The 22334-nt window shown below is 67.0% G+C and carries 19 protein-coding genes and 1 pseudogene; 13 read left to right on the top strand and 7 right to left on the bottom strand.

From position 1 onward, the window contains the following. Positions 1-59: 59 nt before the first annotated feature. Positions 60-428: a PilZ domain-containing protein gene (locus ACVCMC_RS04525; RefSeq protein WP_395118664.1), complete on the bottom strand. Its 369-nt coding sequence runs from the start codon at positions 426-428 to the stop codon at positions 60-62. An 845-nt stretch (positions 429-1273) separates the two neighbouring features. Between ACVCMC_RS04525 and ACVCMC_RS04520 the strand changes: the two genes are divergently transcribed. The 4 genes from ACVCMC_RS04520 to arsC all read left to right on the top strand — a co-directional run bounded on the left by ACVCMC_RS04520 (position 1274) and on the right by arsC (position 4883). Beyond that, the gene (locus tag ACVCMC_RS04520) at positions 1274-2206 is read left to right on the top strand and encodes a segregation and condensation protein A (protein ID WP_395118666.1); all 933 of its coding nucleotides are present in this window, start codon (positions 1274-1276) and stop codon (positions 2204-2206) included. 62 nt (positions 2207-2268) lie between these two features. Then, positions 2269-3132, top strand: a complete 864-nt coding sequence (gene scpB, locus ACVCMC_RS04515; protein WP_447098822.1) for an SMC-Scp complex subunit ScpB — start codon at positions 2269-2271, stop codon at positions 3130-3132. Then, positions 3129-4529 carry a pseudouridine synthase gene (locus ACVCMC_RS04510; protein WP_447098821.1) on the top strand — a complete coding sequence of 467 codons (1401 nt, stop codon included), beginning with the start codon at positions 3129-3131 and terminating at the stop codon, positions 4527-4529. The genes scpB and ACVCMC_RS04510 overlap by 4 nt, the downstream gene beginning before the upstream one ends. Before the next feature lie 9 nt (positions 4530-4538). Beyond that, a complete protein-coding gene (arsC, locus tag ACVCMC_RS04505) occupies positions 4539-4883 on the top strand; it encodes an arsenate reductase (glutaredoxin) (RefSeq protein ID WP_447098820.1) in 345 nt (114 codons plus the stop codon). A gap of 34 nt (positions 4884-4917) precedes the next feature. On the opposite strand, the gene ACVCMC_RS04500 is transcribed toward arsC, so the two are convergent. The 3 genes from ACVCMC_RS04500 to ACVCMC_RS04490 all read right to left on the bottom strand — a co-directional run bounded on the left by ACVCMC_RS04500 (position 4918) and on the right by ACVCMC_RS04490 (position 7899). Beyond that, positions 4918-5718 carry an amidohydrolase gene (locus ACVCMC_RS04500; protein ID WP_447098819.1) on the bottom strand — a complete coding sequence of 267 codons (801 nt, stop codon included), beginning with the start codon at positions 5716-5718 and terminating at the stop codon, positions 4918-4920. A gap of 2 nt (positions 5719-5720) precedes the next feature. Further along, positions 5721-6860, bottom strand: a complete 1140-nt coding sequence (locus tag ACVCMC_RS04495) for a pyridoxal phosphate-dependent aminotransferase (RefSeq protein ID WP_447098818.1) — start codon at positions 6858-6860, stop codon at positions 5721-5723. Positions 6861-6924: 64 nt separating this feature from the next. Further along, positions 6925-7899, bottom strand: coding sequence for a LysR substrate-binding domain-containing protein (locus tag ACVCMC_RS04490; RefSeq protein WP_447098817.1), 975 nt, complete (start codon positions 7897-7899; stop codon positions 6925-6927). Positions 7900-8026: 127 nt separating this feature from the next. On the opposite strand from ACVCMC_RS04490, the gene ACVCMC_RS04485 reads away from it, so the two are divergent. From ACVCMC_RS04485 to ACVCMC_RS04460, 6 genes are all read left to right on the top strand, one after another. Then, a complete protein-coding gene (locus ACVCMC_RS04485) occupies positions 8027-9697 on the top strand; it encodes an amidohydrolase (protein ID WP_447098816.1) in 1671 nt (556 codons plus the stop codon). Between the two features lie 279 nt (positions 9698-9976). Then, positions 9977-10324 (top strand): hypothetical protein, encoded by a 348-nt coding sequence (locus tag ACVCMC_RS04480; protein WP_395118682.1) that lies wholly within the window; start codon positions 9977-9979, stop codon positions 10322-10324. Positions 10325-10326: 2 nt separating this feature from the next. Continuing rightward, a complete protein-coding gene (locus tag ACVCMC_RS04475) occupies positions 10327-10701 on the top strand; it encodes a GntR family transcriptional regulator (protein WP_395118684.1) in 375 nt (124 codons plus the stop codon). Beyond that, on the top strand, positions 10698-11555 hold the full coding sequence (locus ACVCMC_RS04470) for an ABC transporter ATP-binding protein (protein ID WP_395118686.1): 858 nt from the start codon (positions 10698-10700) through the stop codon (positions 11553-11555). The genes ACVCMC_RS04475 and ACVCMC_RS04470 overlap by 4 nt, the downstream gene beginning before the upstream one ends. Next, positions 11552-12511 carry an ABC-2 transporter permease gene (locus ACVCMC_RS04465; RefSeq protein WP_395118688.1) on the top strand — a complete coding sequence of 320 codons (960 nt, stop codon included), beginning with the start codon at positions 11552-11554 and terminating at the stop codon, positions 12509-12511. The genes ACVCMC_RS04470 and ACVCMC_RS04465 overlap by 4 nt, the downstream gene beginning before the upstream one ends. Positions 12512-12545: 34 nt before the next feature. Next, positions 12546-13238 (top strand): hypothetical protein, encoded by a 693-nt coding sequence (locus ACVCMC_RS04460; RefSeq protein ID WP_395118690.1) that lies wholly within the window; start codon positions 12546-12548, stop codon positions 13236-13238. A 142-nt stretch (positions 13239-13380) separates the two neighbouring features. Here the strand turns inward: ACVCMC_RS04460 and ACVCMC_RS04455 are convergent, their stop codons facing one another. Beyond that, positions 13381-14763, bottom strand: a complete 1383-nt coding sequence (locus ACVCMC_RS04455; RefSeq protein WP_447098815.1) for a class II fumarate hydratase — start codon at positions 14761-14763, stop codon at positions 13381-13383. Between the two features lie 224 nt (positions 14764-14987). Here ACVCMC_RS04455 and purB point away from each other — a divergent pair, with 224 nt between their 5' ends. The 3 genes and pseudogenes from purB (at position 14988) to ACVCMC_RS04440 (ending at position 19169) form a co-directional block, all read left to right on the top strand. Further along, positions 14988-16355: an adenylosuccinate lyase gene (gene purB, locus ACVCMC_RS04450; RefSeq protein ID WP_447098814.1), complete on the top strand. Its 1368-nt coding sequence runs from the start codon at positions 14988-14990 to the stop codon at positions 16353-16355. Between the two features lie 103 nt (positions 16356-16458). Further along, positions 16459-18273 (top strand): DUF885 domain-containing protein, encoded by a 1815-nt coding sequence (locus tag ACVCMC_RS04445; protein WP_447098813.1) that lies wholly within the window; start codon positions 16459-16461, stop codon positions 18271-18273. 161 nt (positions 18274-18434) lie between these two features. Beyond that, positions 18435-19169, top strand: a pseudogene (locus ACVCMC_RS04440) (DUF72 domain-containing protein). A 218-nt stretch (positions 19170-19387) separates the two neighbouring features. Here the strand turns inward: ACVCMC_RS04440 and ACVCMC_RS04435 are convergent. Both ACVCMC_RS04435 and ACVCMC_RS04430 read right to left on the bottom strand, forming a co-directional pair. Then, a complete protein-coding gene (locus ACVCMC_RS04435; RefSeq protein WP_447098812.1) occupies positions 19388-20755 on the bottom strand; it encodes an amidohydrolase family protein in 1368 nt (455 codons plus the stop codon). After that, positions 20752-22191, bottom strand: a complete 1440-nt coding sequence (locus ACVCMC_RS04430; RefSeq protein WP_447098811.1) for an amidohydrolase — start codon at positions 22189-22191, stop codon at positions 20752-20754. Before ACVCMC_RS04430 ends, ACVCMC_RS04435 begins: the two co-directional genes overlap by 4 nt. Positions 22192-22334: the final 143 nt, after the last annotated feature.

Below are 22334 nucleotides of genomic sequence, written 5' to 3'. Positions count from 1 at the left end.
TCCACCTGCAAAAACGCCCGCAATCGCGGGCGTTTTCGTGCAGGCGCGACGGAACCGGCTCAACCGTCCTTCCAGTACTCCAGGATATCGGCGTAACCGCCCAGCAGGTTCCACAGCGGCACCTGCTTGTCCTCCGGAATGCGGCTGTAGGAAAAACCGATGTGATGATCGGAGATGCGCGCGACAGTCGCCTCCAGATGGATATGCAGGTTGTGCCCGAAAATCATGTCCAGCACCCAGCTCTGCCCGGTTTCGCCGGTCCAGCCCAGCGGGCGGCGCAGCAATGCTCCGGTCGCCGAGATATCCACCAGTTCGGTGGGGTGCGACTCGCCATGACGGCTGATCAGCACCGTCGTCTCGATCTGCATGCGCGCCGGACGCAACTTCTCCGGCTCGCCTCGATCATGTCCCTGTTTGTCGATCGCCATCAGTTTTACCGCCTGTCTGCGTTTGCGCCTGCCCGGGGCAGGAACGCACCACCCTCATGTCCGGCGACCGCACCGGCCCCATCGAAACCGGCTGTCGTGCGTCCGGCCTCCCTCCGCTCGTAGCAATTGCCGTGCCACGGCGTACGTACACCGCCAAACCCCTCGCCAGGCCGCTTGCCGTGGGCAGACGCCGCATTTGCCGGCCGCCGAAAGGACACCTTCCTTTCAGCTGTCGACAGCCCCTCTGGAAGGGTGCTTCGAGCGCTTTCGCGCTTGCCCCGCAGCGTCACATTGGGTCACGTGGGGCCACCGGCATCCCCGCGGTAGTGGCGGAACCCCCTATTCTGCCTGTTGCCGACGCGGACATGAACCCCGCACGCGCTTTTCGTCCACCCGCGACCGACTGGACTTGTGTCCGGCTTGCCATTACCCTGTGGCCACGCGTGGACCCATGGAACCTGCTTGCTGCCGGCCCTTCGGCGCTCCAGGGTTGTCCACCGAAGTACCCAGACTGACCGGCAAAGAGCCAGCGGCGCCGAAGTTGTTCGCCAGTTGGCTTGCTCTGTTGTCGTGGCCGACGACCCGCAACAGCAGCGCCTTGGTCGCTGACGACCCGCCTGACCGAACCACGACGCGTGGATTCATCATGCCGGGCGAAACGATGGCGCCGACCGCGCCTCGGTTTTGATGTTGCACGGAAACGGGATACCGGGACGCCGCCCAACGACGCGTTTGAGCGCGGGCACATGCCGGGCGCGAGCACCACGTCGCGCCTGCCCACGAACAACCATGAACATGCGCTACCCACTGCCAGCCGTGGAACACGGCTCTCCAGACAGGCCTTGATGAGCACTGAATCCGTCGTCGAGCAGTCCGATCCGGGCGCCGCCACGCCCGACGCATTTGCCGCGGTACCGCAACAACAGGAGATGCCGCTGGCCATCGTGCGCGGCGAACCGATGCTGCAGATGCCGCAGGATCTGTACATCCCGCCGGATGCGCTCGAGGTCATCCTGGAGTCGTTCGAAGGTCCGCTGGATCTGCTGCTGTACCTGATCCGCCGACAGAACCTGGACATCCTGGACATCCCGGTTGCCGAGATCACCCGGCAGTACATGACCTACATCGAACTGATGCGGGACGTGATGCGGCTGGAGCTGGCCGCCGAGTACCTGCTGATGGCGGCGATCCTGGGCGAGATCAAATCGCGCCTGCTGCTGCCGCGTCCGCCGCTGGAAGAAGGGTTGGAAGACGACCCGCGCGCCGAACTGGTACGCCGTTTGCAGGAGTACGAGCGGTTCAAGCGGGCGGCCGAGGACATCGAGGCCCTGCCGCGCATGGAGCGCGACAGCGTGGTGGTGCATGCCGACACCGGCGAGCGCAACGTGATCCGGCTGCCGCCCCCGCTGGAACTGACCGAGCTGCTGCTGGCACTCAAGGACGTGATGCACCGGGCCGAACTGTTCGGGCATCACGCAATCAAGCGCGAGGCGCTCAGCGTGCGCCAGCGCATGGGCGAGCTGCTGAGCCGGCTGGAAGACGACACCTTCCACCGGTTCGAGGACCTGTTCGACCTGGCCGAAGGCCGCCCGGGCATCGTGGTGACCTTCCTGGCGATGCTGGAGCTGGCCAAGGAAATGCTGATCGAGATCGTGCAGGAAGTGCCGCTGGCGCCGATCTACGTCAAGGCCAAGGCCAGCCATGAGGAGCCCGCCGAACTGCCGGCGGAAGACACACGAACGGGCGAATCGGCGCTGGCCGAACCGTCCGGCGACTGATCCACCCATCGACCGATCCATCTCTGGACCGACCCACGCCGACCCGGCACCGACTCGAACCCATGCAGATCGACCAACTCAAACCCATCATCGAGGCCGCCTTGCTGGCGTCGACCCAACCGATGACCCTGCCCCAGCTCGGCGACCTGTTCAACGAAGACGAGGACGTCGGCTCGCAGCAGATCGCCCAGGCGCTGGAATCACTGGCCGGCGACTGTGAAGGGCGCGGCATCGAACTGAAGGAGGTCGCCTCCGGCTTCCGCTACCAGGTGCGCCAGGACGTGCATCCGTGGATCTCGCGGATGTGGACCGAGCGACCCAGCCGCTACTCGCGCGCCCTGCTGGAAACACTGGCGCTGATCGCCTACCGGCAGCCGATCACCCGTCCCGAGATCGAGCAGATCCGCGGCGTGGTGGTGTCCTCCAACATCATCAAGACGATGGAGGAGCGCGAGTGGATTCGCGTGGTCGGCCATCGTGACGTGCCCGGCAAGCCGGCGTTGTTCGGCACCACGCGCGCGTTCCTCGACTACTTCAACCTGAAATCGCTCGATCAGCTGCCGCCGCTGTCGGAGATCCGCGACATGGAAGATCCGCAGATGCGCTTCGAGCCCGACCCGCTGCCGGCGCACGTCGGCCGCGACCTGCCCATCGATCCGGACGACGACGCGGACGACCAGGTTGCGGAAACGACCGATCCGGGCGAAACCGACTCCCCGCGCGAACCGCTGTCCGACGCCGAGTCAGGCACCGGATCACCGATCGACGCCCACCACCCCACCCTCGCCGCCGACGCCCAGGCGCCCAGCGGCTCATCCGGGCCTGACGAAGCTGCCGACCATCCCGGTTCGCCTTCCGCCAGCCCGTCGACCACGGCCGTCGAAACCGACGCCGACGATCAAGATACCAAGGAGCAAAGCGCATGACTGCGCCGCAAAAATCCGTTCTTACCCTGAAGCGCGACACCCGCGCAGCCACTGACGGACCGGCCCTGGAGGAACGCCTGCACAAGGTGCTCGCCAACGCCGGCCTCGGCTCGCGCCGCATGCTGGAACAACGCATCCAGGCCGGAGAGATAGAGCTCAACGGCAGCCCCGCCGAGATCGGCATGAGCGTCAAGGCTGGCGATCGCGTGGTCATGGACGGCAAGCAATTCGTGGTGGCCACCGACAACCGCGATGACGCCGAAGTGCTGATCTACCACAAGCCCGAAGGCGTGCTGACCACCCGCGACGATCCCGATGGCCGCCCGACCGTGTTCGAACAACTGCCGCAACTCAAAGGCGCGCGCTGGGTTGCCGTGGGCCGGCTGGACATCAACACCACCGGCCTGCTGCTGCTGACCACCGACGGCGAGCTGGCCAACGGCCTGATGCATCCCAAGAGCGGCATGGAGCGCGAGTACCTGTGCCGCGTGCACGGCGAGGTGCCGGACGAGGTCATCGAACGCCTGAAAGCCGGCGTGGAGCTGGAGGACGGCCCGGCCCGCTTCGACGAGATCGCCGTGATCAGCCGCGGCGGCAGCCACAGCTGGTTCCGCGTGGTGATCCGCGAAGGCCGCAACCGCGAAGTGCGCCGCTTGTGGGATTCGCAGGGCTTCCTGGTCAGCCGGCTCAAGCGCATCCGCTACGGCCGGATCGAGCTGCCGCGCAACCTGCGTCGCGGCGAATGCGAGGCGCTCGATGCCGACAGCGTCAAGCAGTTGCGCCAGACCAGCGGGCTCGGACTCCCCCAGCCGGTGCTGACGCTGAGCCCGATCCTGCACCAGCGCCGTGCCACCCGCGGCGTCACCGAATATCGCCCGGAGCACGGCACCGGCAGCGCCTGGACCAGCGGCCAGGACGAGGCGCGCGAGCTGCGTGCCTACGACCGCATTCGCGAAGAACCCGCACGCGGACGCAAATCCGCGCCGCGCAACGGCCGCGAGGTCAACGGCAACGTGGCGGCACCTGAGCGGGCGCCGGGGAATGCGAAGCGGCACGGCAAGGGCCGTCGTGTGGCACCGGGCCAGGAGCTGCCTTCGGTGCGCACCTGGTTTGCCGGCGAGTCTCGCGATGGCAGCCCCCGTCCCGGCGGTCGGCGCGGCTTGGCCGGCGCCACCACCGGCAACCGTGGCGCGGCGGGTGGGCGCTCACGCGGCGCCCCCGCTGCCGGCAGCCCCTACGTCGGCACGGGCGGCAGCGGCAACCGCGCGCCTGCCAACCGACCCGGCCACGCCGGTCGTGGCCAGGGCGGCAACCGCGCCCCGGGCAGCCCGCGGCCCAAGGGCCATGGCGGCGGACGCCCGCCGGGTCGCGGCGGCAACCGCTCCGGCAACCGTTGAGGGCGAGCGATGATCCGCATCTACCACAACAACCGCTGCTCCAAGTCGCGCGCCACGCTGGCCCTGCTGCAGGAACGCGCCGACGACGTCGAGGTAATCAACTACCTCGACACGCCACCCACCGCGACGGAACTGGTCGACCTGCTCAAGCAACTGGGCATGACCGCCCGGCAATTGCTGCGCACCGGCGAAGCGGAGTACACCGAGCTCGGCCTGGATTCGCCCTCGCTCGATGACCGGTCGCTGATCGCCGCCATGGTGGCGCACCCGCGCCTGATCGAACGACCGATCGTGGTGGCCAACGGCAAGGCCGTGATCGGCCGGCCGCCCGAATCGGTGCTGGCCATCTTGTAGGAGCCCGCTCGCGCCCGGTGCCGGTCAGCGCTCGTCAATCCGCGTCAAGCGTGAATGAGTCCGCATCCATCCATGCCGGGAAGCGTTCGCGATGCGCCAGCAGCGGGGCCGGGTCGAGAGTGACGGTGACCACCTGCTCCTGCGCACCCAGTTCCACCAGTGCCTCGCCCACCGGATCGATCACCGCGCTGTCGCCGGCATAGGCGATCTCGTTGCCGTCCACGCCGACCCGGTTCACGCCGACCACGCAGGCGAGGTTCTCGATCGCCCGCGCGCGCAGCAGGGTACGCCAGGGATGCCGACGCGCGGCCGGCCAGTTCGCCACGAACACCGCCAGGTCGTAATCCATGCCACCACTGGCCGATGCGAGCCGGCGATTGCGCAACCACACCGGAAAGCGCAGGTCGTAGCAGACCTGCGGCAGGATGCGCCAACCCTTCAGCTCGACGATTGGCCGCCGCCTGCCGCTGCCGTAGCGGGTGTGCTCGCCGGCCATGCGGAACAGGTGGCGCTTGTCGTACTGCTCGAAGCTGCCGTCCGGGCGCATCCACAGCAGGCGGTTGTAGACCACCTCGTCCTCGCGGATCGCCACGCTGCCGCAGATCACCGCCCCCACCTCGACGGCCAGCGCGCGCAGCCAGGCGATGCCCTCGCCCTCCATCGTGTCGGCGCTGGCGCGGGTATCGTTGCTGAAGCCGGAGAGGAAGGTTTCCGGCAGCACCACCAGATCGCTGCCGCGCGCACGACGCACCAGCTCGCCGTAATAGTCGCGGTTGGCCGGCGCGTCATGCCAGCGCGTGGCGCCCTGCACCAGCGACACGGTCAGCGGCAGCATCGTCACAGCCGGCACAGCCGCTCGGCGGCCGCCTCCATGGTGGCGTCGCTCTTGGCAAAGCACAGCCGCAGCAGGCGCGTGCCCGGCGGGCGTTCGCAGAACGGCGTCAGCGGAATCGTCGCCACGCCGCCGTGCTCCACCAGCCAGCGACTGAAGGCGAGATCGTCATCGTCGCGGATCGCCGAGTAATCGACCAGCTGGAAATAGCCGCCCGGCACGTCGAGCAGCTTGAAACGCGAAGGCGCCAGCAGCGCGCGGAAGCGGTCGCGCTTGGCCCGGTAGAACGCCGGCAATTCCAGGTAGTGTTGCGGCGTGCTGGCCATGAATTCGGCAAATGCCACCTGCGCCGGATGAAACGTGCAGAAGGTCAGGTACTGGTGCACCTTGCGAAATTCGGCCGACAACGCGGCCGGCGCCACCGCGTAACCGACCTTCCAGCCGGTGCAGTGATAGGTCTTGCCGAACGAGGAGACCACGATGCTGCGTTCGGCCAGTTCCGGGTGGCGCAGCACGCTCTCATGGGCACCTTCGTAGACGATATGCTCGTACACCTCGTCGGACAGCACCACGATGCCGGTATCGCGCACGATCGCCGCCAGCTCGTCCAGGTCGGCCGCCGAGAGCACCGCGCCGGAAGGATTGTGCGGGGTGTTGATGAGGATCATGCGCGTCTTCGGCGTCACCGCGTCGCGCACGCGCTGCCAGTCGATCGCGAACGCCGGCACGGTCAGCGGGATGTGCACCGCGCGCGCGCCCTGCAGCTCGATCGCCGGCTCGTAGCAGTCGTAGGCCGGGTCGAACACGATCACCTCCTCGCCCGCGCGCACCGTCGCGGCGATTGCCGCGAAGATCGCCTCGGTGGCGCCGGAGGTGACCGTGATGTCGGTATCGACGTCGAGCTTGCGCCCGTACAGACGCGCGGTCTTCAGCGCAATCTGCTCGCGCAGGGCGGCGGTGCCGTGCATCGGGGCGTACTGGTTCCTGCCGGTGTTCATCGCCCGCGTCAAAGCATCGCGCAGCTCCTGCGGCGGTTCGAAATCGGGGAAGCCCTGGCCGAGGTTGACTGCCTGGTGCTGCAGCGCCCACTGGCTCATCACGCTGAAAATCGTCGTACCGACCTTGGGCAGCTTGGTTTCAATCATCGTCATCTGGCCGTTTGGATGTCCATAAGGGAATCAGCGTAGCGCATGGGCCGGGTCGCCTGCATCAGGCAGGCGGCAGCTCGGCCTGCGGGCGTTCGCGGCACTGCTGGTGTTTCAGCAACGTGGTTTCCGGCAGCCGCTCGGCCAGGAAATCGACCAGTGCGCGCACGCCCGGCAGCATGCCGCGCCGGCTGGGGTAGACGAAATGCATGATGCCCTCGGGCATGGTCCAGTCCGGCAACACCACTTCCAGTTCGCCGGCGGCAATCGCCGGCGCGCACACGAACTCCGGCAGCAGGGCCACGCCCAGGCCGCGGCGGGCCGCCTCCAGCAGCACGGCGAAATCGCCGGTGATCAGGCGCGCCTGCACCTCCACGTTGACCTGCCCCCCGCCGGCGTCGATCAACTCCCACGTCTGCGCGCCTTCGTGCTCGCGCATCGACAGAGCGGGCAACCTGGCCAGCTCCTCCGGCGTCGCCGGGCGCCCGGTGACCTTCAGCAGCGCGGGGCTGGCCACCAGGGTGGTGCTGGAATGGCCGAAACTGCGGATCACCAGGTTGGCGTCGGTGTCCAGCTTGCTGCGCACGCGAATGGCCAGGTCGAAGCCCTCGCCGATCACGTCGATACGGCGATCGTTCGCCAGCAGACGCACCTGCATCTTCGGGTACATCGCCAGGAAATCCGGCAGCAGGTACGCCAGCACGGTCTGCGCCAGCGAAACCGGGCAGCTCAGGCGCACGACACCGCGCGGCTCGGCGCGCAACTCGTCCACCGCGTCCTGCGCCGCCTGGGCCTCTTCCAGCACCGCACGGCAATGGGTGTAGAAGCGCTCGCCGACCTCGGTAACCACGAACCGGCGGGTGGTTCGCTGCAGCAGGCGCACGCCGAGCCGCTCCTCCAGCTGGGCCACCCGCTTGCTCAGGCGCGACTTGGGCACGCCCAGCGCGCGGCCGGCGGCGGAGAAGCCGCCGTGCTCGACCACCGCCGCAAAGAAGTACAGATCGTTCAGATCCTGCAAGGCACCGCTCAGTTGCGTCATCTTCGTATCCATCTACGAACCACGGCCATCGCGCCAGCGTAGCACCGCGGTTCGACTGCGCCAGCCGCCGCTGGAAATTGCCGGCCGGCATTGACACACTGGCGCACCCGACTGCCGGAATCTCCACATGACTCCGTTCCCGCGCGTGCTCCTGTTCGCCGTGCTGCTGGCGAGCGCCCCGCTGGGCCATGCCGCCAAGCTGCTGGTCAGCAACGTCAACGGCTACACGCTGGACAGCCAGGGCAAGTTGCAGCAGTTCCAGGCGCTGCTGGTCGATGACGGCAAGGTGGTGGCCACCGGCAGCACGGCCGAACTGCAGCCACGCGCCGATGGCGCCAGCGTGATCGACGGCCGCGACCAGACCCTGCTGCCCGGCTTGATCGACGCCCACGGCCACGTGCTGGAACTGGGCTACGCGCGCAACAGCGTCGACCTCAGCGAGACCCGCTCACTGGACGAAGCGCTGGCCAAGGTGAAGGCCTACGCCCAGGCGCATCCGCAGGCGAAATGGATCCGCGGCGGCGGCTGGAACCAGGTGATCTGGAAACTCGGCCGCTTCCCCACCGCCAGCGAGCTCGATACCGCGGTCGCCGACCGGCCGGTGTGGTTGAGCCGCGTGGACGGCCACGCCGCGTGGGCCAACAGTGCAGCGATCAAGCTCGCCGGCGTCACCCGCGCCACTGCCGACCCGGCTGGCGGACGCATCGAGCGCGACGCGCAAGGCAATCCGGCCGGCGTGTTCGTCGACGGCGCCACCGAGCTGGTCGACACCCACGTGCCGGCGCTGACCGCGGCGGAGAAAGCCGCCGCGCTGGACACGGCGCTGGCCGAGATGGCCCGCGTCGGCCTCACCGGCGTCAGCGATGCCGGCATCGATCTGGACAACTACCGGCTCTACCGGCAGTACGCCGACGCGCACAAGCTGACCGCGCGCATCTACGCGATGATCCGCGATACCGGCGAGTCCTTCGACGTCATCAGCAAGGACGGTCCGCTGATCGGCTACGGCAATGATTTCCTCACCGTGCGCGCGGTCAAGCTGTTCGCCGACGGCGCACTGGGCAGCCGCGGCGCCGCGATGCTCAAGCCCTACTCCGACGACCCGCACAACAGCGGCCTGCTGTTCATGTCGCCTGCCACCATGACGGCCAAGATCGACAAGGCATTCGCCAAGGGCTACCAGGTCGGCATCCACGCCATCGGCGACCGCGCCAACCGCGAAGTGCTGGACAGCTTCGCCGCGGCCTATCGCAGCCACCCCGACGCCAAGGCGTTGCGCAACCGCGTCGAGCACGCGCAGATCGTCTCGCTGGAGGACATCCCGCGCTTCGTGCCGCTGCAGCTGATCGCCTCGATGCAGCCCACCCACGCCACCTCCGACATGAACATGGCCGAGGATCGCGTGGGCCACGAACGCATCAAGGGGGCTTACGCGTGGCAGCGCTTCCTGAAACAGGGCACGGTGATCGCCGCGGGTTCGGATTTCCCGGTCGAGTCGCCCAACCCGTTCTTCGGCCTGTACTCGGCCGTCACCCGCGAAGACCACCAGGGGCAGCCGCCCGGCGGCTGGTATCCGCAGCAGGATCTGAGCCTGACCCAGGCCCTGCGCGCCTTCACCCTCGATGCGGCGTACGCCGAGCATGCGGAGAACCGCATCGGCACGCTGGAGCCCGGCAAGTGGGCCGACTTCATCCTGGTCGACCACGACGTATTCAAGGACCCGGCCAGCAAGCTCTGGAACACCAAGGTGCTGCAGACCTGGGTGGGCGGCAGGCAGGTGTACGCGAAGAAGGATTGATCACCTCCCCTGACGACCCGAGAAGGCCGGCTGCGAAGCCGGCTTTTTGTTTGGAGCAGGGAATAGGGAATGGGGAATAGGGAATAGAAAGAGCGGAAAAGCGCCGCCCTGATGCTCTTGGCTTCGGCTATTCCCTATTCCCTATTCCCTATTCCCTATTCCCCCGCCCCATAGGCCATCAGTCATGTAGTCAAATCCGAATTTCCCCTTGACGGCTCAAAAGTCGGTGTTATAGTTCACTACAACACCACTCACCCAGAGCACCAAAGGAGGTTCGACATGAAAGCGTACAAACTGATCGCCGGCGCCGCGGCCATCCTGCTCACCTTCGCGAGCCTGCGCGCCGTCTTGTACAACGTCGACGCCTGGCAGCCGGTCGGCAACAGCCACACCAGCACGCCGGCCCACGTCACCAACCTGGCCCCCGTTACCGTGCATCCGAGCGCCGCCGAATGGCGCGCCGCGGCGCTGATCGACGACGGCAGCGCCGCCAACCTCGCCGTCGTGCCCGCCGACGCGCAGCTGCGCCTGGGCGACACGATCGAGCCGCTGGGCCTGCTCGGGGCGCAGTGGGTCATGCCCTACTATTCGTTTGGCAAGAAGTTCGATCGCATCACCAAGGAATAACCATGACCATCGCCTGGAACGACAGCGTCCCGATCTATCGCCAACTGCACCAGCGTGTGGTGGCGATGATCCTGGACGGCGCCTTGAATGAAGGCGACCCGCTGCCGTCGGTACGCCAGGTAGCGGCGGATTATCAGATCAACCCGCTGACCGTATCGAAGGCGTACCAGGAACTGGTCGACGAACAACTCGTGGAAAAAAGGAGGGGTCTGGGCATGTTTGTCATCGAAGGGGCGCGCGATGCGCTGCTCAAGTCCGAACGGGAACGCTTCCTGCGCGAGGAATGGCCGGCGTTGCATGCCCGCCTGCAGCGCCTCGGACTGGATCTCAAGACCCTGATGCGGGAAGCCGGCAACCACCAGGAGCCATCAGCATGAGCGCGGTCATCACGGCCAGCGGCCTCGGCAAGCGTTACAAGTCGACGGTCGCGCTGGACAACGTCAGTTTCCAGGTCGAACCCGGTCGCATCGTCGGCCTGATCGGCCCCAACGGTGCCGGCAAGACCACCGCACTGAAGGCCATCCTGGGCCTGACCGACTTCACCGGCGAGCTGAACGTGCTGGGTTTCGACCCGCGCAAGCAGCGCGACCGGCTGATGGGCGAGGTGTGCTTCATCGCCGACGTGGCGGTGCTGCCGCGCTGGATTCGCGTGCGTGAAGTGGTCGACTTCGTCGCCCACGTGCATCCGCGTTTCGACCGCGCCAAGTGCGAGGCCTTCCTTGCCCGCACCAAGCTGCAGCCCGAACAGCGCGTGCGGCAGATGTCCAAGGGCATGATCGTGCAGTTGCACCTGGCGCTGGTGATGGCGATCGACGCCAAGCTGCTGATCCTGGACGAGCCGACCCTGGGCCTGGACATCCTCTACCGCAAGCAGTTCTACCAGAACCTGCTGGAGGACTACTTCGACGAGAACAAGACCATCATCGTCACCACCCACCAGGTGGAGGAAGTCGAGCACATCCTCACCGACCTGATGTTCATCCGCGACGGCAGGATCGTGCTCGACGCGGACATGGACGCCGTGGGCGAGCGCTACATCGAGGTGATGGTCAACGCCGACCGGTCCGAGGCCGCCCGTGCGCTGAAGCCGCTGGACGAGCGCCAGGTCTTCGGCAAGAGCATCTTTCTGTTCGACGGTGTCGGACGCGCGCAACTGGAAGCCCTGGGCGAAACCCGGCGGCCATCCATCAGCGACCTGTTCGTCGCCACCATGAAGGGAACCTACGCATGAACACCTTCCTGTGGTTGGTCAAACGCGAATTCTGGGAGCACCGCGGCGGCTTCCTGCGTGCGCCGGTGATCACGGCCGCAATTTTCCTGGTGCTGAACCTGATGGGTATCGTGACCGGCGAGGTGATGGGCCGGCAGATGGGCTTCCACCTGGGTATGGGCAGCAACAACCTGCACCTGCTCACCCAGGACCTGGACCAGCGGTCGATGGAGGCGGTCGGTGCCGGGCTGGACCTGGTGATGTACTCCTCCACCATGATCATCGGTATCGTGCTCGGCTTCGTGGTGTTCTTCTACTGCCTCGGCGCGCTCTACGACGATCGCCGCGACCGCAGCATCCTGTTCTGGAAATCGCTGCCGGTGTCGGACACCGCAACCGTGCTGTCCAAGGTCTTCTCCGCCACCGTGGTCGCGCCGTTGATCGCGGTGGTCGTGGGCGCCCTCACCGGGATCGTGATGCTGCTGATGTTCGCCATCACCCTGTCCCTGCATGGCGTCAGCGTGTGGCACCTGCTGGGCCTGTCGCACCCGCTGCAGGTGATCGCCAACCTGGTCGGCTCGATCCCGCTCTATGTGCTGTGGGCGCTGCCGACGGTGGGCTGGCTGATGCTCTGCTCGGCCTGGGCGCGCAGCAAGCCCTTCCTGTGGGCGGTGGCATTGCCGGTGGGCGTCGGCATCGTGATTGGCTGGTTCAACCTGCTGGGCACGCTGAATATCTCCAACGACTGGTACTGGCGTGGCGTGGTGGCCCGCATCCTGGGCAGCGTGTTCCCGGGTGGCTGGTTCAGCGAGGTCAGCGGCATCGGCGGCGACAACCCGGCGCAGGTGCTTTCCACCCTGAGCGTGATGCACAGCTACAGCGCGATGGGCTCGATGAACCTCTGGATCGGCGTGGCCGCGGCCGCCGCCATGCTGGCCGGCGCGATCTGGTTCCGCCGCTGGCGCGACGACAGCTGAGTTGCGTTCCAACACACGACTTGGAGAAGCACCCATGAAATCCCTCACCCTCAACGCCCTCGCCCTGGCCTTGCTGTTGCCGCTGGCCGCCTGCGGCCAGTCGGACCACACGGACTCCCAGCCGGCCTCCTCGGCAACCACCGCACAAACTGCCGGTGACAAGGCGCCCACCTCGTGGGTGGCCCGTCGCGTCGACGACGCCATGCAGAAGGCCCGGCAGGAACTGGCGACCAAAAACATCGACGTGGACACCGTCCACATCGGCAGCACCCTGCGCATGGGCCGCTCGACATCCAACGCCCAGATCACGCCGCAAGGCGAGCTGCTGATCGACGGCAAGCCGGTCGCCGCCACGCCGGAGCAACGGCAGCTGCTGCTGGACTACCGCCACCGCGTCATCGACATCGCCGAGGCCGGCATGGCGATCGGCACGCAAGGCGCGGACCTCGGCATGCATGCCGCCAGCGCAGCGCTGAGCGGCGCGTTCAGCGGCAAGAGCGACGCGGAAATCGAGGCGGCGATCAAGCCGCAGACCGACCGCATCCAGGCCGCCGCCCTCGAGCTGTGCAAACGCCTGCCCGACCTGCGCGCCGCCCAGCAGCAGCTGGCAACCACGATGCCCGCATTCAAGCCCTACGCGACGATGACGGAGGAAGACGTGCAGGACTGCGACAAGAACATTGCCAACTCGGGCCACAAGAAAGGCGTGACCGTGCTGTCGTTCTGAGGACGGGATTCGGGATTCGCGAGAGCAAAAGCAAAGGCATCGCCCGCGAGCGGGCTTCTGCGAGATGACGGAGGCTGCAGGAGCCCGCTCGCGGGCGATGCCTTTGCAAATCACCAATCCCGTATCCCGAATCCCTGGTTGTCTATTTTTCGTGGATGCCGCCGCGGGTCAGCGCCATCGGGTCGAGCAGCTTCTTCAACTCGTCCTTTTTCAGCCCGGTGGTTTCCAGCGCCACGTCCATGATCGGCCGGTGCTGTTTGTACGCCTGCTTGGCGGTGGCCGCGCCCTTCTCGTAGCCGATCACCGGGTTCAGCGCGGTGACCAGGATCGGGTTCATCGCCAGCGCCTGGTACACCCGCGCCTTGTTGACCTTGAAGCCGGCGATGGACTTGTCCGCCAGCAGCACGCTGACATTGGCCAGGATGCCGATCGACTGCAGCAGGTTGTGCGCGATCAGCGGCAGCATCACGTTGAGCTGGAAATTGCCGCTCTGGCCGGCGATGGTGATCGAGGCATCGTTGCCGATCACCTGCGCGGCCACCATCGCCACCGCCTCGGGGATCACCGGATTGACCTTGCCCGGCATGATCGACGATCCCGGCTGGAGCGCCGGCAGCTCGATCTCGCCCAGGCCGGCCAGCGGGCCGGAGTTCATCCAGCGCAGGTCGTTGGCGATCTTCATCAACGCGACGGCCAGCGTCTTCAACGCGCCGGACAGTTCCACCGCCGCATCCTGCGCGGCCATGCCCTCGAAGTAGTTTTGCGCCGACTCGAACTTCACCCCGGTCAGCTTCCTCAGCTGGGCGGCCATCGCCGGGCCGAACTTCGGGTCGGCGTTGATGCCGGTGCCCACCGCGGTGCCGCCCTGCGGCAGTCGGCGCATGCGCTTCAGCGCATCCTCGATCCGCTCGATGGCCGCGCCGACCTGCGCCGCCCAGCCCGACAGTTCCTGCCCGAAGGTGATCGGCATCGCGTCCATCAGGTGGGTGCGGCCGGTCTTGGGCGTGTTCTTCAGTTCGCGCGCGCGCTTGTCGATCGCCTTCTGCAGGTGCTTCAGCGCCGGCAGCAATTGCTCGCTGGCGGTCAGCGTGGCGCTGACGTGGATGGCGGTGGGGATCACGTCGTTCGAGCTCTGCCCGTAATTGACGTGGTCGTTCGGATGCACCTTCGCACCCGCGGCAACCGCCAGGTGCGCGATCACCTCGTTTGCATTCATGTTGGTGCTGGTGCCCGAACCGGTCTGGAAGATGTCGATCGGGAATTGCGCGTCGTACTGGCCGTCCGCCACCGCCAGCGCCGCCTTGCGGATCGCCGCCGCCTGACCCTTTTTCAGATGGCCCAGCGAAAGGTTCACGTCGGCCGCAGCGGCCTTGATCAGCCCCAGCGCACGGATGAACGGCCGCGGCAGGTGCAGGCCGGAAATCGGGAAGTTGTCGATCGCGCGCTGGGTCTGCGCGCCATACAGCGCGTCAGCCGGGACTTGCAGCTCGCCCATGCTGTCGTGTTCGATGCGGAAGTTGTTCATTGGGGAAATTCCTTCGGGGTGGGACCGTGGCATCGCCTGGACCGTTCGGGCTGAGCGTAGCGCCGAAGGCGCGAAGTCGAAGCCCTCTTGATACCCTTCGACTTCGCGCCTTCGGCGCTACGCTCAGGGTGAACGGGAGACGGTCACGTCCGCCCACTATAAGCCGCCGGGCACGGAGCCGCCGGCAATGTAAAATGCTCGTTTCCCCTCGCCGGAACGCCCCGATGTCCAACCACGCCCTGACCGCCCTGTCGCCGCTGGACGGCCGCTACGCCAGCAAGGTCGAAGCGCTGCGTCCGATCTTCAGCGAGTTCGGGCTGATGCATCGCCGCGTGCAGGTGGAGATCGAATGGCTGCTGGCCCTTGCCGCCGAGCCCAAGATCGTCGAACTCCCCGCCTTCGACGCGACCCAGGTCGCCACCCTGAAAGCCATCGCGGAGGACTTCAGCGAGGCCGACGGCGAGCGGATCAAGGCGATCGAGGCGACCACCAACCACGACGTCAAGGCGGTCGAGTACTTCATCAAGGAGAAGATCGGCGCCGACGCCAGCCTCGCGCAGGCGAAGGAGTTCGTGCACTTCGCCTGCACCAGCGAGGACATCAACAACCTCTCCTACGCGCTGATGCTGCGCGACGCGCGCCGCGGCGTGCTGCTGCCGCAGCTCGATGCGCTGATCGACACGCTGCGCCAGATGGCGCACGACAACGCCGGCCTGCCGCTGCTCTCGCGCACGCACGGCCAGACCGCCTCGCCCAGCACGCTGGGCAAGGAGATCGCCAACGTGGTGGCGCGCCTGGAACGTCAGCGCAAGCAGCTGGCGGCGGTCGAAGTCTCCGGCAAGATCAACGGCGCGGTGGGCAACTACAACGCCCACGTGATCACCTACCCTGAAATGGACTGGCGGGGTTTCTCGCAGCGCTTCGTCGAAAGCCTCGGCCTCGACTACAACGCCTACACCACCCAGATCGAGCCGCACGACAACGTCGCCGAATACTGCGACGCGGTGCGCCGCGCCAACATCATCCTGATCGACCTGGCCCGCGACATCTGGGGCTACATCTCGCTGGGCTACTTCAAGCAGACCTTGAAGGCCGGTGAAGTCGGCTCCTCGACCATGCCGCACAAGGTCAACCCGATCGACTTCGAGAACGCCGAAGGCAACTTCGGCCTCGCCAACGCGCTGCTGGGTCACTTCGCCGAGAAGCTGCCGATCAGCCGCTGGCAGCGCGACCTCACCGATTCCACCGTGCTGCGTGCGCTCGGCACCGCCTTCGGCCACACGCTGGTGGCGCTGGAATCGCTGAAGAAGGGCCTGGGCAAACTCAACGTCAACGCCGAACGCATCGCCGCCGACCTCGACACCAGCTGGGAAGTGCTGGCCGAAGCCGTACAGACCGTGATGCGTCGCTACGGCCTGCCGCAACCCTACGAGCAGCTCAAGGCACTGACCCGCGGCCACGGCATCACCAGGGATTCCATGCGCGAGTTCATCGCCGGGCTTGAACTTCCGGCGGATGCGAAACAGCACCTGCTGGAGCTGACGCCGGCCGGCTACATCGGGCTGGCAAAGCGCTTGGCGAAGGAAATCTGACCGCTCCGCGCGGCACGACAACCGGCACCACCCCCCGCGCGATTGCGTCGAACCGGCAGTACGCCTTAGGCTCGGCGCTTGCGATCATCCCGGGGAAGTCGACATGCATCCATTGCGCGCGCTCACACTCTCTGCCGTCGTTGCCGCCACCTTTCTTGCCGGCTGCTCCGCCGACGCCTCGCTGTCGGGCCAGTCCACGCCGGCCGCCGCATCCAGCGTCCACGCGGCGGACGCCGGCCGCAACGCGACACTGGCAACGGACGTCGACGCGTTCCTTGCCGGCTACTTCCAGCACTACCCGGTGTTCGCGGCCAACGCCGGCAAGCACGAGTTCGACGGCCGTCTGCCCGATTTCAGCGCCGAAGGCCTGAAGGCCAACGCGGACTGGCTGCATGCGCAAAGGAAGAGCTTTGCCGCATTCACCGATGACGAGCTGGATGCCCGCGGCCGATTCCAGCGCGACTACGTACTGGCGGTGATCGACGGCCAATTGTTCTGGCTGGAGGATTCGGGCGCTCCGTACAAGAACCCCACCTTCTACACCGGCGACCTGTCGCCGAGCATGTACCTGACCCGGCCATACGCGCCGCTGGCGCAGCGCATGGCGGCCTTCGTGACTTACCAGGAGGCGCTGCCCAAGGCGCTGGCGCAGATCAAGGCCAACCTCAAGCTGCCACTGCCCGCCTCGTACATCGACGTGGGCGTAAATTCGTTCGCAGGCTTCGCCAGCTTCTTCAAGACCGACGTGCCCGGCATCTTCGCCCAGGTGAAGGACGATGCCCTGCAGGCGCGCTTCAAGGCCAGCAACGCCGCCGCCATCAAGGCCTCGCAAGAGCTGGCCGACTGGCTCAAGGCGCAGAAGCCGCACGCCACCCAGGACTTCGCGCTGGGCGCGGACAAGTTCGCGAAGATGCTGCATGCCACCGAACGGGTCGACCTTCCGCTGGACCAGCTCAAGGCGATCGGCGAATCCGATCTTGCGCGCAACCTTGCCTCGCTCAAGAGCGCCTGCGACAAGTTTGCCCCGGGCCAATCGCTGAAGGATTGCGTGGCGAAGGAGAGCGCCGACAAACCCGTCGGCGGAGCAGTTGAAGGCGCCCGCGCGCAGCTCGCCAGCCTGCGCCAGTTCATCGTCGACAAGGATCTGGTCAGCATTCCCGGCACCGAGCAGGCCAAGGCCGAAGAGGCCCCGCCGTTCAACCGCTGGAACTTCGCCTACATCGAGATCCCCGGCCCGTACGAGAACAACCTGCCGTCGGTGTACTACATCGCCCCGCCCGACCCGACCTGGAGCAAGGCCGACCAGGCCGCCTACGTGCCGGGCAAGGCGGCGCTGCTGTTCGTCTCCGCGCATGAAGTCTGGCCCGGCCACTTCCTGCAGTTCCTGCACGCCAACCGTGCGCACTGGAAATTCGGCCAGCTGTTCGTCGGCTATGCCTTCGCCGAAGGCTGGGCACATTACGCCGAGGAGATGATGTTCGACGCCGGCCTCGACGGCGCCACGCCGGAAGTCCACATCGGCCAGCTCACCAACGCCCTGCTGCGCGACGTGCGCTACCTCTCGGCAATAGGCCTGCACACCGGCGGCATGAGCATGGCCCAGTCCGAGCAGATGTTCCGCGACAAGGCCTTCCAGGACCCGGGCAACGCCCGCCAGCAGGCTGCCCGCGGCACCTACGACCCGGCCTATCTCAACTACACCATGGGCAAGCTGATGATCATGCAGCTGCGCAAGGACTGGATCGCCGCCCACCCCGGCCCGAACGCGCTGAAGGCATTCCACGACCAGTTCCTCAGCTACGGCGGCCCGCCGATCCCGCTGGTGCGTCAGCAGATGCTGGGCGGGAAAGCCGAAGCGAAGCTGTGGACGGCGAGCGCGACGGCGCCGGCAGCGGAAGCGTCCGCTTCGTCCCACTAGGCCCTCAGTGGCCACGCTGATCAGGCTCATTCGCCTTCCAAGACGAATGAGCCTGATCGCGTCGATGCAGCGACAGCGACGCGACATCGCGGCTGCATCGCCACCATGGAGGTGGCTTCCTTCATCGTGACATGACGAACGGCGCGGTAGCGTCGTCCGCGATGGATGGCCTCCGCGGGATTTCCATGGTCGAAGCGCGTATTGGCATCGCCGGCTGGTCGATTCCTTCCGCGCTGGCGAGCCGCTTCCCCGAGGGCAACAGCCACCTCGAGCGATACGCGCAGCGGTTCAATTGTGTCGAGATCAATTCCTAGTTCTACCGCCCGCATCGGCCGGCCACCTACCGTCGCTGGGCGGCCAGCGTGCCGGCAGCGTTCCGCTTTGCGGTGAAGATGCCGCGCGCCATCAGCCACGAGGCTCGCCTGCACGACTGCGAACCGGCGTTGCGCATCTTCCTGGGCCAGGTCGACGAACTGGAAATGAAACTGGGTTGCCTGCTGCTGCAGCTGCCGCCCAGCCTCGCCTATGCACCATCGACGGCGCTGCCGTTCTTCGATCGGCTGATGCGGCTGCATGCCGGGCCAGTGGCCTGCGAACCGCGCCACCCGTCGTGGTTCCGGCCGGCCGTCGATCGCGCGCTGCGTGAACGGGGTATCGCGCGGGTGGCTGCCGATCCGGCGCGACACCCGCGCGCAGCGGTCCCGGCGGGAGATCCCCGCCTCCAGTATTTCCGCCTGCATGGCGCACCGCGCATCTACTACGACGCCTACTCCGAGGCCGCGCTGCGCAGCATCGAACGTCGGCTGCGGCGTCCGCAGCGCTGGTGCATTTTCGACAACACTGCGCTCGGCCACGCCGTGGCGAACGGACTGGACCTGATCGAACGCATCAGCTGATGCTCCACTTTCTCGTTCCTTACCGTGTCGTGGTCATTCGACGGGACATCGGTACCGGAAAAGCGCCGCCAGCAGGCTGCCAGCGAATGAACAAACTGCCAGAGCAGCGGCAGGTGCGACTGCCACGCGTGTGGCGATACGGGAAGATCCGGCCGGCAGTGCCCGCCCTGCGACGGCAGGCTCCGCCGCCTGCGGGCGGCGGAGCCTGCGGCACGTGCCTATTGCGCCGCCGGCACGATGTAGCCGGGCGGCAAGTCCTTCCTGCCGCGCATCGCCTGCATGTAGCGGTCGCGCAGCATCGTCTGGCGGCTGACCATGGGAATCTTGCGGCCGGCGATGAATACCTGGTCGGCGAAGCTGGACAGTTCCAGCGGGTCGCCGCTCCAGATCACCACGTCGGCCAGCTTGCCCTGCTCCAGCGTGCCCACATCCTGGTCCATGCCGTAGATCCGCGCCGGGTTCAGCATCAGCGCCTTCAACGCGTCGAGCCACGGCAGGCCGTTGGCCACCGCATTGCCGGCAGCCTGGGTGACATTGCGCGCGTTGTGGGTGTCGCCGGTGGCGAAGGCGATCATCACGCCGGCTTTCTGCAGGCGCGCGGCGTTTTCCAGGGTCGAGCCCAGCGTCTCGAAATGTGCCGGCAGGTCTTCCAGCGGATTGAGCAGCACCGGCACGTGGGCGGCGGCGAGTTCGTCGGCGACCATCCAGGCTTCGGCGCCGCCGGAGACGATCAGCTTCAGCTTGAAGTCGCCGGCCAGCCGCAACGCCGCCTCGATGTCGCTGGCACGCTCGACGTGGAGCACCAGCGGCTCCTGGCCCGCCAGCACCGGACCGAGCGCCTCCAGGTCCAGCCGCGTCAGCGCGTACTTGCGGCGCTGGTTGCTGGCATAGGCGCTGGTGTTGTCGGCGTAGTCCCTCGCATCCTGCAGCGCCTCGCGCAGGGCCAGCATCGCGGCCGCGCGCGAGCCGCCGGCCTGTGCGGCGCCGGTCTCGCCCAGCGCGGCGAACATCGCCGCCGCATCGCGATGGATGAAGCCTTCGGTGGAACCCAGGTCGATGATGGCGCCACGGCCGGCGATGATGTGCTTGTCGCCGTTGGTGGGCGACACCATCGCGCGGGTGACGCCGGCGATCCGGTTGACCGGGATCAGCATCGAGCGCGGGTTGATCGCGTCGGCCACGTCGAACGCGGCGCTGAAACGCGAGTCGCCGGCCGAGGCGTCGCGGGTTTCCTTCACCGCGCCCACCTCGACGATGCCGAACTGGCTTTGCGGGTCGAAGATGCCGGGCGTGACGATCTTGCCGGTGGCGTCGATGCGCTCGGCATCGGCGGGAATCTCGACGTTGGCGCCCACCGCGGCGATCCTGCCGTTCTTGACCAGCACCGTGCCGTGCTCGATCTTGCCGGCGGCGCCCAGCGTGTACACGGTGCCGCCGGTGATGGCGTAGGTCTTGCCATCGCCGGCAGCGTTGCCATTCGCAGGCGCCGCGGAACTGGCCGCCGCGGTATCGGCATGGCCGTCCGAATGGTCGGCCGGGCTGCAGGCGACGCAGAGCATCGCCAGGATCATGGCCAGGTATTTCATCGTGCGCCCTCCCCTGCGGCGGCATCGGTGGCATGCGGGTCGATGAAGCTGCCCAGCATGAAATCGGAGGTCGATTGCCGCTGCGGTTCGTCGCGCTCGTAGACCACGGCGCCGTCGAGGAACACCTTCTCGGTGCGCGCGTAGACGCTGAACGGGTCGGCGCTCCAGATCACCACGTCGGCATCCTTGCCCGGTTCCAGCGAGCCGATGCGGTCGGCCAGGCCCAGCGCCTTGGCCGGGTTGAGCGTCATCCACATCACCGCGTGCTCCTTGCTGATGTCGAGCCCGGCACGCCGCCCTGCGGCCAGCGCCTTGGCTACTTCCTGGTTGAGGCGCTGGATGCCGTTCTCGTCGTCCGAGTGGATCATCGCGCAGGCACCGCCGGCATCGACCATCGCGATGTTGGCGCGGATGCCGTCCCACGCTTCCATCTTGAAGCCCCACCAGTCGGCCCACATCGCCGCGCAGGTGTCCGTCTTCGCCAGCAGGTGCGGAATCTTGTACGCCTCGACGGCATGGTGAAACGCCGCGATCTTGAAGCCGAACTCGTTTGCCACGTCGAGCAAGGCGGCCATCTCGTCGGCGCGGTAGCAATGCATCTGTACGCGGATCTTGCCGCCGAGCACTTCGGCCAGAGTCTCCTTGCCCAGATCGCGCTTGGGCGGCGGGCCGGCCTCCGTGGCGCCCTTGGCCTTGACCTTCGCCTCCCACGCCTTCCACTCGCGGTCGTAGGCCTGCGCGTCGGCGAACGCCTGCCGGTAGCCGGCGACGTCGCCCATCAGCGTCGACGGAAACTGGTGACGGCTTCCGTAGACCCGCATCGGATTCTCGCCGCAGGCCATCTTCAGGCCATACGGCGCATCCGGAAATTTCATTCCCTGCACGGTGGTGGCCGGCACGTTCTTCAACACCACGCTGCGCCCGCCGATCAGGTTGCCGGAACCGGGCAGGATCTCCAGCGTGGTCACGCCACCGGCGCGCGCGGTGTTGAAGCCCGGGTCCTGCGGCCACACCGAATGCTCGGCCATCACCTGCGGCGTGGTCGGGTTGGTCATCTCGTTGCCGTTGGCGGTGGCATCCACCGATGGCGACGGATAGACGCCCAGATGCGAATGCACGTCGATCAGTCCGGGCGTGACGAACTTGCCCTTGGCATCGATCACCACCGCACCGGCCGGCGCCTCGACCTGCTTGCCGATCGCCGCGACCTTGCCGTCACGCAACAGCACCGACCCATCGTCAATGCGCTCGCCGGTACCGGTGTAGATCGTCGCGTGCTCGATCAGCGTGACTTGCGAAGGCAGCGGCTGGTAGGTGGACGGGAAGGCGTCCGGCGGAAATTCGGTGGGCTGCGGCGTTGCAGCCTGGGCGACCACCCCGGCGGACACCACCAGCAAAACCGCGAGCACCGCCGCGCGCAAGTGTGACGATTTCATCTTCGCTCCCAAGTTGGCCCCAATGCCACGCCAGCCCTGGCTGCGATGTGCGGCGCATCCGTTGCCGCCGTCCGCAAACCGTACATGGAAGTGGCGGCAAAGTCTTGCTTGCAATGGCGCGGGGCGGCGTGAGGCTACTGGGT

It is taken from the genome of Rhodanobacter sp. UC4452_H20 (assembly GCF_052978205.1).
This window is presented reverse-complemented; position numbering and strand designations above follow the sequence as displayed.